The sequence below is a fragment of the Peribacillus sp. YIM B13481 genome, from assembly GCF_042787985.1.
In the GTDB taxonomy this organism is placed as follows: Bacteria; Bacillota; Bacilli; order Bacillales; family DSM-1321; genus Peribacillus; species Peribacillus simplex_A.
In genome coordinates, this window is the sequence record NZ_JBHZPE010000006.1 from 18935 (window position 1) to 32509 (window position 13575).

At 38.0% G+C, this 13575-nt stretch carries 16 protein-coding genes; 7 read left to right on the plus strand and 9 right to left on the minus strand.

The features are described 5' to 3' along the window. Positions 1 to 14: 14 nt before the first annotated feature. Entirely contained in the window at positions 15 to 434 is a 420-nt protein-coding gene (gene arsC, locus ACFX4X_RS05900) for an arsenate reductase (thioredoxin) (RefSeq protein WP_377382443.1), read from the plus strand. 229 nt (positions 435 to 663) lie between these two features. Here the strand turns inward: arsC and ACFX4X_RS05905 are convergent, their stop codons facing one another. Further along, a complete protein-coding gene (locus ACFX4X_RS05905; protein ID WP_377382446.1) occupies positions 664 to 1464 on the minus strand; it encodes a SurA N-terminal domain-containing protein in 801 nt (266 codons plus the stop codon). 579 nt (positions 1465 to 2043) lie between these two features. Here ACFX4X_RS05905 and ACFX4X_RS05910 point away from each other — a divergent pair. After that, the gene (locus ACFX4X_RS05910; RefSeq protein ID WP_377382449.1) at positions 2044 to 3249 is read left to right on the plus strand and encodes a metallophosphoesterase family protein; all 1206 of its coding nucleotides are present in this window, start codon (positions 2044 to 2046) and stop codon (positions 3247 to 3249) included. A gap of 325 nt (positions 3250 to 3574) precedes the next feature. On the opposite strand, the gene ACFX4X_RS05915 is transcribed toward ACFX4X_RS05910, so the two are convergent. From ACFX4X_RS05915 to ACFX4X_RS05925, 3 genes are read right to left on the minus strand one after another with little or no spacing between them, the layout of a single operon-like run. After that, positions 3575 to 4126: a TVP38/TMEM64 family protein gene (locus ACFX4X_RS05915; protein WP_377382451.1), complete on the minus strand. Its 552-nt coding sequence runs from the start codon at positions 4124 to 4126 to the stop codon at positions 3575 to 3577. 1 nt (position 4127) lies between these two features. Further along, complete coding sequence (locus ACFX4X_RS05920; RefSeq protein WP_317777174.1) at positions 4128 to 4802, minus strand: response regulator transcription factor; 675 nt, start codon at positions 4800 to 4802, stop codon at positions 4128 to 4130. Continuing rightward, positions 4777 to 6180 carry a sensor histidine kinase gene (locus ACFX4X_RS05925; protein WP_377382455.1) on the minus strand — a complete coding sequence of 468 codons (1404 nt, stop codon included), beginning with the start codon at positions 6178 to 6180 and terminating at the stop codon, positions 4777 to 4779. Before ACFX4X_RS05925 ends, ACFX4X_RS05920 begins: the two co-directional genes overlap by 26 nt. An 869-nt stretch (positions 6181 to 7049) precedes the next feature. On the opposite strand from ACFX4X_RS05925, the gene ACFX4X_RS05930 reads away from it, so the two are divergent. The 3 genes from ACFX4X_RS05930 to chrS all read left to right on the plus strand — a co-directional run bounded on the left by ACFX4X_RS05930 (position 7050) and on the right by chrS (position 9172). Then, positions 7050 to 7784, plus strand: coding sequence for a hypothetical protein (locus ACFX4X_RS05930; RefSeq protein ID WP_377382458.1), 735 nt, complete (start codon positions 7050 to 7052; stop codon positions 7782 to 7784). Beyond that, positions 7781 to 8509, plus strand: coding sequence for a hypothetical protein (locus tag ACFX4X_RS05935; RefSeq protein ID WP_377382461.1), 729 nt, complete (start codon positions 7781 to 7783; stop codon positions 8507 to 8509). The genes ACFX4X_RS05930 and ACFX4X_RS05935 overlap by 4 nt, the downstream gene beginning before the upstream one ends. Before the next feature lie 186 nt (positions 8510 to 8695). After that, positions 8696 to 9172 (plus strand): chromate efflux transcriptional regulator ChrS, encoded by a 477-nt coding sequence (chrS, locus tag ACFX4X_RS05940; RefSeq protein ID WP_377382464.1) that lies wholly within the window; start codon positions 8696 to 8698, stop codon positions 9170 to 9172. A 37-nt stretch (positions 9173 to 9209) separates the two neighbouring features. On the opposite strand, the gene chrA is transcribed toward chrS, so the two are convergent. Together chrA and chrB are read right to left on the minus strand one after the other, a co-directional pair. Continuing rightward, entirely contained in the window at positions 9210 to 9761 is a 552-nt protein-coding gene (chrA, locus tag ACFX4X_RS05945; RefSeq protein WP_284471612.1) for a chromate efflux transporter ChrA, read from the minus strand. Then, positions 9761 to 10348 (minus strand): chromate efflux transporter ChrB, encoded by a 588-nt coding sequence (gene chrB / locus ACFX4X_RS05950; RefSeq protein ID WP_284471611.1) that lies wholly within the window; start codon positions 10346 to 10348, stop codon positions 9761 to 9763. The genes chrA and chrB overlap by 1 nt, the downstream gene beginning before the upstream one ends. A 272-nt stretch (positions 10349 to 10620) precedes the next feature. Between chrB and ACFX4X_RS05955 the strand changes: the two genes are divergently transcribed. Both ACFX4X_RS05955 and ACFX4X_RS05960 read left to right on the plus strand, forming a co-directional pair. Further along, the gene (locus ACFX4X_RS05955; protein ID WP_377382467.1) at positions 10621 to 10938 is read left to right on the plus strand and encodes a gamma-glutamyltransferase; all 318 of its coding nucleotides are present in this window, start codon (positions 10621 to 10623) and stop codon (positions 10936 to 10938) included. A 31-nt stretch (positions 10939 to 10969) separates the two neighbouring features. Then, positions 10970 to 11113: a gamma-glutamyltransferase family protein gene (locus ACFX4X_RS05960; RefSeq protein WP_260398863.1), complete on the plus strand. Its 144-nt coding sequence runs from the start codon at positions 10970 to 10972 to the stop codon at positions 11111 to 11113. A 36-nt stretch (positions 11114 to 11149) separates the two neighbouring features. Here the strand turns inward: ACFX4X_RS05960 and ACFX4X_RS05965 are convergent, their stop codons facing one another. The 3 genes from ACFX4X_RS05965 to ACFX4X_RS05975 all read right to left on the minus strand — a co-directional run bounded on the left by ACFX4X_RS05965 (position 11150) and on the right by ACFX4X_RS05975 (position 13481). Next, positions 11150 to 11308: a hypothetical protein gene (locus ACFX4X_RS05965; protein ID WP_377382470.1), complete on the minus strand. Its 159-nt coding sequence runs from the start codon at positions 11306 to 11308 to the stop codon at positions 11150 to 11152. A gap of 369 nt (positions 11309 to 11677) precedes the next feature. Further along, positions 11678 to 12550, minus strand: coding sequence for a DMT family transporter (locus ACFX4X_RS05970; protein WP_377382473.1), 873 nt, complete (start codon positions 12548 to 12550; stop codon positions 11678 to 11680). Positions 12551 to 13268: 718 nt separating this feature from the next. Continuing rightward, positions 13269 to 13481 carry a hypothetical protein gene (locus ACFX4X_RS05975; RefSeq protein ID WP_284471608.1) on the minus strand — a complete coding sequence of 71 codons (213 nt, stop codon included), beginning with the start codon at positions 13479 to 13481 and terminating at the stop codon, positions 13269 to 13271. Positions 13482 to 13575: the final 94 nt, after the last annotated feature.

The window sequence follows — 13575 nt, forward strand, 5'->3', positions numbered from 1 at the left end:
AGGAGAGAAACAGCATGGCTAAAAAAACACTATACTTCTTATGTACTGGTAACTCTTGCAGAAGCCAAATGGCAGAGGCCTGGGGGAAGAAATATTTAGGTGAAGAATGGCAAGTGCTTAGTGCAGGGCTCGAAGCACACGGGTTAAATCCAAAGGCCGTAAAAGCAATGCGTGAAGCGGGATTGGACATCACCAATCAAACATCAGATACCATCGACACTGACATATTAAATAATGCGGATTTTGTGGTTACTTTATGCGGTGATGCGGCAGACAAATGTCCAATGACGCCACCGCATGTTAAACGGGAACACTGGGGCTTTGATGATCCGGCAAAAGCGGAAGGAACTGATGAAGAAAAATGGGCTACCTTCCAACGTGTCCGTGATGAAATCAGAGAAAGAATCGAACGGTTCTCTAAAACGGGCGTATAAAAAATGAAAGGCCGTGAGTGATGATTGTCGATAAAAAAGTATAAATTGCTTGATTCATTTCATTTCATCAGCACTTTTCTTCAAAAGGATTTGAGTCAATTTATCAGAATAGGGGACTTTGTTGCAGTTTTGTTAGTAGGATGTCCATTAATCAAAAAAAACTGCACCTCCAATTGTTAATGCTGTCTAACAATTGGGGTGCAGTTTTTTTTTGCAGCTCTTTTAGTCATTAAATCTTAATATCGACCTTAGCATTTTTCTTAAGTTCTTCCACACGTTTTACAAGCATTTCTTGTTTCTTTTGCTGCTTTAGCTGTTCCTTGATTTGCGGCTTCATTTCTTCAAGTTTCTGTACCTTCTGCCCGCTTGCCTTAGCTTGCTTCGCATACTGGTCGTAGGACTTTTCAATTTCTTCGTCAGTTGGTTCATCCACTTTAATCTCTTTTTCAACATACTTCGTATATGGAATATTCTCTGCGATCTGAGCATTCAACATTTTTGAATTCAGGCCTGCCTTTTTCATCGCTTCCTTGAATTTCTCTTCATTTCCATATTGGTCTTTGATTTGGGCAAGTTGCTTTTCGATTTCAGCCTTGGAAGCTGTATAGCCCTTTTTATCAGCAGCCTGAAGAAGCAATGTTTGCCCTACTAAAGAGTCGAGCGTTTGCTTTTTAATTTGTTTGGCTCCCTCTTTTGATGTTGGGTCTTGTCCGAATTGCTGCATCTGCATTTGTGTCGTGGACAAAACGGTATTATATTCCGCACCTGAAATTTTTTCGTCATTGACGATGGCCACGGTTTTCTTTTCATCCACCTTTTGCTTGTCTAGTTCCTTCTGCATTTCTTCCATCTTTTTTTGCTGTTCCTCAGTTGCTTTAGCCGTTTCTTTCTCATCATTCTTGTTTTGCTGTTCCTCAGTTGTTTTAGTCTCTTTCCCGCCACTTTTTTTATCAGCTTCATCGTTCGAACCACAAGCTGTTAGAACAACTGCCAATAATCCAATAACGATTGGGTACAATAGTTTCTTCATATTCAGTCTCCTCTCGTATTCAGTGCTAAAAAAATCATCTAATGCGCATTATAAAGGAATTCCCCATTAAAACACAATATATTCATTCTTTTTTCCAGAAAACAGGAAGATAGTATAGGCATTTTCTCATTATATTCGGTATAAGATTCAAGGAAATGAACCAATTTACCCTGCATCGATTCAATAGCTGAAAAGAGATAGTCAGACTGGCATACACGACAAAAGGGAAAGCACTTCGATCCATCCATAGCGGAGACAACCCTCTATTACCATATATCCCCGATGAACAGTAAGGATTTTTTGATATCTTACACATTCCTTCTTCTATTGTTTTTTTACTTATCTTTCATATAACATTAATACCCCACTAATACTTTCATCTTATTATGAAGTAAGAACTGACCTTTATAGGGTGATTTTCGAAAAAATGTAAGTTTGTAATCATATATATACAAATCCAATTTTTTGTTTACCATAATGGTTTTTTGAATTGGAACTACATAGTTAATTTGCTCCACCATCGTATCGATAGCTTGATCCCTATAAAACAGTTACTAGAAGAGAATGGGAGTTTTATTAATGAATAATCAAGAACCACATGAAGGGTTGGATAGACGGGATTTTATCAAGATAGGAGGAATGAGTACACTTGCCTTAACACTTGGATTCTCTGGACTTTCAGATGATTTATTTAGCACTGCAGCACTGGCAGAAGAAAAAGATGACATGGCTCTTCAATTTAATCGTAATGGAAAATTAAAAATCGTTCAATTTAATGATACACAAGATGATGAACGTATTGATCGTAGAACATTACAGCTTATGGAGAAAGTGCTTGATACAGAAAAACCTGATTTTGTTGTGATTAATGGAGACATTATTACGGGTGGATGCGATACATCTATGGAGATGAAGCAAGCCATTAACAATGTCGCACACCCTATGGAACAAAGAGGAATCAAGTGGGCCATTACCTTTGGAAATCATGATGAAGATTCTACCCCGAAGGGCGGTCTTAATGAGGAAGACATGCTCAAAATCTATCTTTCTTATAAATACAATATGAACAAGCCTACCGTCGAAGGTATTACTGGGACAGGTAACATGAATTTACTTATAAAGGATTCAAAAGGAAAAAAGGCAGCTTTCAACCTCTGGCTTCTTGACAGTGGAAGATATGCGCCAAAAACCATTGCAAATCAAGATTTCCAAGGATATCCGACTTGGGACTGGCTTCGTATTAATCAGGTGAATTGGTATTATGAGACGTCAAAAAAATTAGAGAGAAAATGGCAGAAAAAAATTCCTTCACTCGCTTTCATCCATATTCCTCTGTGGGAACATAGGTTTATGTGGTATGCGAGCGTAGATCAAAGAGCTGACTCCAATCATGAGGTAGCCGTTAAAAAGCATAATATAGTAGGAGAAAGAAATGAAGAAGAGTGTATGGGACCAATTAACGGGGGGCTGTTTTCAGCGATGCTGGAGAGAGGCGATGTCAAGGGCGTTTTTTGCGGACATGATCATATAAACACTTATGTAGGTAATTATTACGGAATCCTGCTTGGTTATGCGGGAAGTACCGGGTTCGGCGCTTATGGTCTGCCAGGAGCTGAAAGGAACAGACTGCGCGGCGCCAGAGTATTTAATTTAGATGAAAATACAGCTGAGGTTCTAGTAGAAACGCACATGGTATTCGCAAAGGACTACGGGATCGATTTGACAGCTAATGATCAGAGTATTGATCCTGTGCCTCTAGAAAACAATAAGAAAGTAAAAATGTAAAGCGGTAAAGAGGTTTTAAGAACATTGATTGCATTTACTAGATTTTGTACAGAATTGTGTATAAGGTAAATTTTACCGATTGGTTGATCGTTAAATAAAGTAGCAATTCTTTAATTTATATTTATAAGCTGAAAATCGGGCGCATTTCTTGAATAACGAAATTATTGATTTATCCGTGTCAAATCATAATGTTGTAATACTACAAATAAGGATAGATAAAGCTGATTAGGTTCAATTTTTATCTATCCTTATATAATGTTTAACATTATTTATTTTAATGAAAATATCAAATAGTCTTCTTTTTACATGGTCTTCTACTATTTCATTACATTTCTTTATTCTTACCTCTTTTAAAGTAATACAAGAGTGCGATGATCAAAATCAATAATACTAGAACGATCTTTACATCGTTTGAAGCCTTCATTGCTTGTGTCACCGAGTACGCCTCGACAAGGAGGGCAGGCAGTTTTCCGATGGATGTGGCGAGGAAGAAAGTCATCACGCCCGTCTCGCTTAATGCTGCTGTAAGGTTGATCACGCCGGATGGTATAAAAGGTAGGATTCTAAGCATCAGAATCATCCAAAATGCATGGTAGCCTTGTGACTTTTGCAGCTGCATGACCCACCGGTTCTTCATGAATTTGGGTTTGAAAGTTTGAAAGCCCTTTCGATATAACCAAAAGCTGACTACTGCTCCGGCAATTTCTCCCATGTAAGAAAGGATCAATCCCTTTTCAAATCCAAATGCGGTGATATTGGCAGCCGTGATGAATACGCTTGGAATAAAACCAAGAACGCTAATCAATATGTTCAATACTAAACTTACAGCAATGAAAAAGGGTCCGCTGGTTGCTAATGAGTCAGAAATGAAATCCATATCAATCCACAGAACTCCATTTATATCCGATGCCCCAGACCGTTTTCAAATGTTGGTCTACTGGAAAACCTGCATGGCGCAATTTCTCTCTAATATTGCGAATATGGGAATCGATTGTCCGATCTTCCGTATCCGTTTTAAATCCCCATATGGTCGAAAGCAGGTGATCCCTGGAATACACTTGGTCAGGGGATTTTAAAAACAAGCACAACATGGAAAACTCTTTTGGCGTTAATGGGATGGTTTTGGAATCATAATGCGCTTCATAAGCGGATTCATTTAAATGTATCCCCTTAAAGAACACACCTTGGTGATTATGTACTCTTCGTGTAACAGCTTCAATTCTGGCAAGTAAAACATCTTCATTAAAGGGTTTCGTTACATAATCGTCCGCACCCTTTTTCAACCCTTTCACCATTTCTTCTGCAGCATCCCGGGCGGTGAGCATGATTATGGGAATATTGGAAAAACCCCGGATCCCTTCACATGTTTCCCATCCATCCATCTCAGGCATCATTACATCAAGAATGACAATGTCAGCATGTTCATGCTCTAAGAACAGTAAGGCTTCATGTCCAGATTTCATCTTAATGCAAGTATATCCGTGAGGTATAAGGTATAGCTCTATAAGATCAAGCATTCTCTGTTCATCATCGACCAGAACCACTGTCTTCATATTTTATCTCCTTAAATGTGATAATGAAGCACGTTCCTTGCTCCAAATTGCTTTTAACGGAAATGGTTCCACCTTGAACTTCCACTAATTGCTTGACGATGGAGAGCCCCAATCCGAATCCACCGGTATCTCTAGCGCGTGATTTCTCGACACGATATAATCGGTCAAAGATATGGGGTATATCTTCACTTGGAATGCCAACCCCTTGATCGATTATAGAGATGGAAATACTGCTAAGCGATTCAGTGGCTTTGATGGTAGTGACTGTATATTCGTTCGAGTACTTCAGTGCATTATCCAGCAGGTTAAGAATAACTTGCTCAAACCTTGAGGGATCAATATCTAAAAATAAATGATCCTTGCATACCAGGTGCAATTGAATTTTTTTATTTGTAAAAGCTGGTAACACTTTTTCATGAATGGTTTGCAGGAATGTAGAGAGCTGTACGGTTTCTTTTGAAATCGTAAATGTATTTACATCCATTCTAGCCATATTGAATAGTTCGTCCAATAATCTATTTAATCGTTGGGATTCATCATGGATGATCTCTAAGTATCGTGATCTTTCGGATGCATCCAATTCTTTTCGGCGGGCAATATCAGCGTAGCCCTTTATATAAGTTAGCGGCGTTCGCAGTTCATGAGAGATACTTGCCAAAAATTCATTGCGTTCCTTCTTTAAATAGTTCAATTCATTAGCCAAGCTTTGAATGGATTGGGCAAGTTCCCCAAGTTCATCATGAGATCGTACTGGTACAGCCACTGAAAAATTCCCTTTACTGAGTTTGGTGGTCGATTCTTTCATCGCAATAAGCGGTCTAGTCAAAGCTTTTGAAAGAAAATAAATGGTGATAATCATGAAGAAAAGGAGCAAAACAATTGCAAAGAGGAAATGTCTATTCAATTGAGCGATTAAATCTTCAACATCCCTCGTATCTTTGAACATATAGATATAGCCTTCATTTTTTTTATCACTGATAAATGGCGTAACGGTGGCTATATACCTTTCATCCTTCCAACTTGATTGGATGATGAGACCCTTTCGTGGTACTTGGGGGAGGTTTTTTTCTAAGATTTTTTTCATTCCCCCATTTACCTTTTCGGAAGATATCAGAATATCTCCTCTTGTATTCATTATCACGACATCTGTATCTGTATGTGATTCCATCAGGGCGATATGCTGAAGGGTTGAGTTTGAATAAGTGATTTCCAACACATCACGATGACTATTGCCACGGGCCTTCAGTGATTCCAATTCTTGATTGATACGGGAATGGATCACTTTATTATGTAAGTAAATCATGGAAACGGTTTCCATCAAAAAAATGCAAACAAAAATACATAGTCCCAACTTAAAGGAGATTTTCAAAATATTCACCTTCTTATTTGATGGAGTAAGTTTAGCAAAAAAGTATGAAGAAAGTATGCAGTTTTTTTCAATTTCTTCGCATCCTCTTAAACAACGATAATCCGAATGATGACAGGTTGCAAGAAGGACTTTAATGGACCCGAACCGCCATTTTTTTGTTTTGATATATGGACATGGGAATCAGTTTGTATTTGGGCACTTCCTACAAATAACAAACTATGAATTTTTTTGTGCAAAATCTACTGGGGAATATATAACACTTTGGATAGTAACGGACCATTATCTTCCATGCTATCATTCATTATTTTTAGAATCGGTGAGAAACCTTCTACAGCAAGGGGAATTCGAGAGCCGAATTTTAGAAGAAGTTTCACAGCTTTTTCAGGTTCAAGGTTACCACGGAACAGGTTTGAATAAAATTTAAAAGAACGCGGCGAACCTTATTTTAATCACGTATTACTGCCGATAAAAAACGGCAGTTTTTTCATTTTAGTCTACACAAAATGTTTTGTGTATAGGAAACATTTTGTTGCGATTGAATACTATGTAAAAAAAGGAGCTGATTCATATGAGTTGTACAAACCGTACACAAAAAAAAATAATGGCTTATTCCGCAATATTCAAAAAAATGGGCATTCTCAATGATGAGGAATACAAAAATATCACGAAGACCTTTCAAACAAAGGATTGATGATGGGTACATTGATATTCATAAACTTTTATCTCGCATTAAACGGGCTGTAAAACCCCCGCCTTAAATTGATGAGGAGGGGGTTTGCAGTCATACTTTATTGCCCTTTAGTTACAAAAAAAGGGATATATGGTATAGTTAGGGGTTCGTGTGAAGGAAGTCGATTAAAAGGAGAGTATTAGATAGAATGAATGGAATATTTGACGCAGAGAAATATATGCATGCACCCTCTTTAATCCTTATTGCATTCAGTTGCATGCTGATTGGTATAGCATTTGCCATTATTTATAAAAAACAAGAAAGTTCTCCTAAGGCATGGAAGGCTCTCGTTGTGTTTGTACTAGGAATGATCACTTTTAGTTTTACTTTTAATCTATCAGATGAGGTGGTTAGTGTACCCATTATCCCTATAGGAGTTGCTCTCTTATCATGGTTATTGAGAAGGAAAGGAAATGAAGGGCGGTGGCAGCGATTCCGTCGATTTGCCTGGCTCGGATTCTTATCGAATTTCATCTTTTTGGGTGCTTCACTTTTAGCCATACCGCTGGATGAAATGATGTATCCTAAGGCTGACATATCTACATATATGATGGACATTAAAAGGGCTTCGCTGATGGCGACGCATCCGAACTCCAAAGAAGTCACTTTGAATAAAGAAGAGCTGGAAAGACAAATGAACAAGATGAAACAAAAAAAGACCGAGAGTGAATCTTGGTATTACGGAATCAATGAAGATAGCGGGTACAAAGAAATGTTCCCTTATATTTTGACAGGTACCGTTCCTAAAAAAGGAAGAGGTCTTGAAACACTCATTTTCATTGAAGAAGATGGAAAGGGTCTACTGATTACACCTAATAAAGGGCATCAGGTTTACTACAGGCTAGAGGAATCCATTTTGACTGGAGGTGCGTTAGAAGGATGACTAAAAAAACAAAAATGATTGTTTTCATTACAGCTGTTATATCGATTGGAGGTATCCTTTTATTTGTTCGATTTCCAAAAGAGCCGGAACCCTTCATATCGGACAGACAAGTCATCGAACGAATAAACTCAAACTTCTCTGAGGCTCAGCCTAGGGTCATACAAGATCAAATATTTTTGGATAATACACATGTGTTTGTCCCCTTTATTAACGTAGATAATGGGTATGGGATGAGCTTTTGGGTCTGGAAGGGCAATAAATGGAGAGTGGCTTCTGTGGAAAATAGCGGTCAGCCACAGGTTTGGAATGGAGAAGAAAAATCTTTGATCATGTGGAATATGGATCCGAAAGATGACATTTCCGAAATCAGGGTTTTTATGAAAAAAGATAGAGGTTTTATGGTATCGGATGGCATAGCTACCTATCAACCTGGAATAGAAATGATGCACAGCATTGCGCTTAATGGAAAAACGTACGGAGTCGGGAGGTATCCTGAAAATTGGAGGGAGCTTATGGATCAGTATGTAAAACTTCAGGTAGAAGATCGGCAGAGTGACTTCCCTGAATTTAACAACCTGATACAATTGGCTATAAATTTTTATGATAAGGATGGGAATGAGACATTTCCTGAGCACTCCTTAAACGGAAATGGCTATATGACAGGAGATAACTTTGTGGATGTTCCTTTCCTTGTTCAAGCGGATGAGTTGGAGGGAGCCTATTGAAAAGGGGCTGCCAAAATTAGCTTGCCATTACACGTATCAGTTTTTATATATTTGGCTATTGATCATTCATAAAATCCGCCGTTTTCATAATGAAGCTTAATTTTGAAAGTAAAAAGGAAGATTGTTGTGACCCGCTGGTATTCTCTGCGATAATGGAATAAAGAAATCGAAAAGGAGCTACGTAGGATGGCAGAGGACTTTAAGATTCCCAGCTTGAAAGTTGATGAGATCGATAAGAAAATCATATCGGTTTTACATGAAGATGCGCGAATTTCGTATACCGACTTAGCGAAGAAAGTGGAGCTCTCCAGGGTTGCGGTTCAGATGAGAATCAATCATCTTGTTGAAAACGGTGTGATTGAGAGGTTCACTGCGGTCATAAATCCAGCTAAGGTCGGCATCCATGTTTCGGCATTCTTTAACGTTGAGGTTGAACCTAAATATCTGGAATCAGTCGCACAGCAATTAGAAAGTGAACCGGCTGTAACGAGTTTATATCATATGACCGGTCCGAGTAAACTCCATATGCACGGAATCTTTACTGATAACCAGGAGATGGAACGTTTTCTCAATCAGAAGCTGTATGCGGTCGGCGGTGTTGTCAGCGTTGATTGCCAAATTCTCATTAAACGTTATAAAAGCCGGATGGGCATGAAGCTTTAAATGAAAAAATCCCCCTATATAGGTGGATTTTTTATTATTATGTGAGCGGGATGATAAAGCCGCCGTACGCAAAGGCAAGTATGATTACGAAGGCGGGGTGGATCTTGAATTTACCTAGGGCCAAAAAGGCCAATCCAGCGATGACGATTGAATGGATGTAGCCGATGGAACCTACGGCATCCTCGGCCATATTCCAGGTGAGCAATAACATCATGATCGCGATCACGGGCTGTACGAGCAGGGACATGCCTTTTACGATAGGCGATTGCTTGTATTTTCGTAGGATTTTTAATAAATATATCAAAGCCACGGCTGAAGGGATGATCGTGCCTGCCAATGCGACTAGAAATCCTGGCCAGCCATATACATCATATCCGACATATGCGGCTATTTTCGTGGCGATCGGCCCTGGGAGTGAATTTCCTAAAGCAAGCATTTGTGAGAACTCGGCATTATCAAGCCAGCCATAACGGGTGACGATTTGATCATACATAAGCGGAATCGAGGCTGGACCTCCGCCATAACCAAGAATATTGGCAATGAAAAACGCTAGAAAAACAGCAACTCCTATTGGGATAATAAGACCCATTAAGCGGATTCCTCCTTCCTATTAACCTTTTTATTTTTCAATCTTTCCTTTAATTTAAAATGGAACGCCCCATATAAAAGGAAAATCATAATGACGATACCCGGATGCAGGGAAATGACCTGCAGAAGCAAAAAGGAAATCGCAAAAAAGGTGATTCCGAGCACCTTTCCTAACCCTTTTACCGCCTTTTCGCCAAACTCATAAGCCATTTGACCAAGCATGACAGCGACAACCGGCATTACAGCAGCGATCATATTACTGATCATTGCCGAATTACTTAAAACATTAATGAATGCAATCAAGAAAACCATCGCAATGCATGAAGGTAAAACGTGAGCGGCCACGCTGACGATGGCTCCAGGCCAGCCTTTTAATTTATAACCAAGATATGCTGCCATCTTAGTGGCAATCGGTCCTGGGAGTGTATTGGCAATCGCCAAAGTGTCCCCGAATTCATCATCGTCGAGCCAGTGATAACGGGAAACTGCTTCGTGGCGGATGAGCGGGATGACAGATGGCCCGCCGCCGAAACCTAAAATCCCCGTCCTCATCATCCCAACAGTTAATTCCTTATATGGATTTTTCAAAACGATTCCTCCATGTTTTAAAATTTAGGATTTATTTCCAGGATCATGGATTAATGATAACAAAAGTGCTTTCGAAATGTATATAAAATTTTAATAATAATTACGTAACGAACGAAATAACTATCTTTTTTTAATAAAATAGGCTGATGAATTTAAAAAAACGCACTTTTTGTCTTGGAAACTAAAATTTGAATTACGTAAGAACAAGAACAAGATATAATACAATTGTCATAAATTTTCCAAAATATAAAATAAATAAAAAGAATAAATGCATGACCCAATCGATAATTGGGACGAAAATTAAGGTGGAAAGCCCTTTTGCATCGATGGCAGGAATTAAAATTCTTGAAAAAGGGGGGACTTTTAATTCGGCAGTGGCAGTCAGTGCCTGTTTGGATGTAGTTTATCCGCATATGACCGGGCTTGGTGGAGATACTTTCTGGCTTATATATGAAAAGAAGGACGGAAAACTCGTGCTAATAATGGAAGCGGACGCTCCAGAAGAAATGTCAATCTTGAAGCATATAGAGGGGAAAAGAAGATCCCTTTTCGCGGGGGAAGAAGCGCACTTACAGTTCCTGGGATGGTAGACGGTTGGGGTGAGATATTGAAGGAACACGCATGTTAGCTGAAGTTCTAGAGCCGGCGATCGAGTATGCTGAAGATGGTTTTCTGATTACGAAAAATCAAGTAATGTGTACCGAAAGAAATTGGGATTGGCTTTCGAAGGCACCGACGTTAAAGAAGGGAGTCTATAAAATATAAAAGAAACAACGGTTGTTTTTAATGAGTACCATTGTTTTATTTTCGTGAAAATAAAAGAGTGCTTAAGGCAATAAGTAAAATCAAGCCCCCTAGAGCTGCAGGGATCATTCCGAAACTGCCGCTTAAATAAATAAAGGTAAATACGGGAAACACCAAAACCAAAAACACTTTAAAAACATACGTATTTTTTGTCATAAAATACCTCCCTCTATAGAATATCACAATAATAGGGGAATATAAGCCAATTAGCAATATCCTAAACTTTTACAAGCAGTATGGACTTACCCCCATCAAATAGATAGCTTAAAAAAAGACTAGGCTACCCTCATTATTTAATAATTTTGGACAACCTGAATCTTGAATTCTTTGAATAAGTTTGAAATTTATCCCCTTTTTTAGCCATAATTAAAATCCCCTCCAAGTAATAGTGTAACATCCATGTTTTTTCATGGACTTTTTACACTGTCTACTTTAAGGGGATAATATCAATAGGCAGCCCTTTTTAAAGTGACTGCTCTATAGGGTACATTTTAAAATATAACTTCTAATAAACTTTTTAATATGTCATTCTTCCCGAATGACTAATAACACACCAATAAAAATTAATATTGTACCTATCCAAAAAGACAAGCCGATTTGTTCACCTAGTATTAACCAACCTAAAAAAGTTCCCACTATAGGTTGTAAAAAGAAAAATAATCCACCACTTGATGCGGTAAGCATTTGCAGTCCGCGATTCCACAGTAAAAAGGCACATGCTGTAGAAATAACGCCCAAGTATAAAAGACCGGCCCATATGGATGGATGCATGATTGCTTGAAAATCAAGCTCATCTAATCGACTAATCGTAATAGGTGTTAAAATGACAATTGCCACAAGCACAGCATATGTCGTTATAACAATTTGTGAATATTGCCCAGGTACACGTTTAATTAGAACAGACATGAGTGCCCAAGTTAATGCAGCAAAAAGCAGTGATACGCCCCCAAGTTGGTGAGATGAGCCGATATGGGCATTTCCGACAATGATACCGACACCGATCGTCGCTAAAATAACAGAAATTGATTTTTTAAAAGTAATCTTTTCTTTTAAAACGATACGTGCAAATATCACCATAAATGCAGGTGTTGTTGAAGTAATGATGGCTCCCATTTGTGCAGTAGATAGTAGCGTACCGACTTCCTGGGTTACGATAGATATTGTGTTTCCAACAAGTCCTATAATGAAAACCAAAAGCCAGTCTCGTTTTTCAATCCGCCAAGATTGTTTTGTTATGAAACCAATAGTTAGCAATGCTAAAATCGCAATTACATATCGTAATAATACTAATTCAAGTGGTGGAACAACGTCTACCACAACTTTTACCACAACATACATCCCGCCCCAAATGCTAGCAGCGAGTGATAAATATAAAGAACCTAATATAGTGTTTTTCATTTTGCACCCTCCGTTTTAACTAAACATTCCCAGTCCTTAACGGAGATGCAATTTTCTACCGTTAAGGAAGAATAACTGCAGGTACATCATTTTCGAATAGCGGTGACCACAACATCGGCTTTCAGCTCTCTTTCAAAAATATTTACATTCAATGATTTTAGTTAATTATGAAGCTATTCCGAGCTGTTACTGATCATTCGATTCAATAATCAGTAAGTTATATTAAATATACAAGATTTTAGTGATTTATAAAACAACAAATAATAGTTTTAGACACAGCGTACCATAAAAAAACAACTCCCTTGAAAATCTTCCATTAAAAAACTACTTTACACATTGAACCCATTTTCTCCGGCATGATTGCAAAAGAGGAACCTCCCGGTTGACGTAGATGTAGAAACCCCACCAGTGGTTAATAGGAAAAGGTAGGGTTTTGTCAGGTGTTTTAAGCTTAAGTATACTGTCTTGATTGACGAATAATCTTTTCTTTTATTTTAATGTAAGATTGAAAAATGGATTATAGTTGGAATGAAAAGAAGGATTTATAGGGAAGGAAAACAAATGGTACAGTTGATGTTAGTCAAATTGTCGGCAGCGGTAATGATGAAGTAATAAAGCTGGAAAGAAAAAACGTGGATTAGGATTAAAAGGCTCCCTTAAAGAGTTTAATCCTAATCCACCATTAAGTTGAATTTTTTAGTGCATGAGCTTTCCAGCATCACAATCGGTTATATTTTCGTTCGATTTTCCTGAACTCATCTGATAGTTCAAATAAGGTGTGTAATACTGCTGTTTGAATATATAGATTCATATAATTATCATTGCTCTTCTTTTGAAAAGATAAATCATGTTTTTCATTAATTTTCCGAGCTATACATTCATTAATTTCGCTCCACATTTCTTTTGTTCCTTCTTTAATTTTAGTCTCCATAATCTCCCACTCCTTTTTTATTAGTTTATCCAATCTATTACATTCTTATACTTATTTTTTTGCCAAGCTGGTAACTTTTTTATCTTAAAATTAA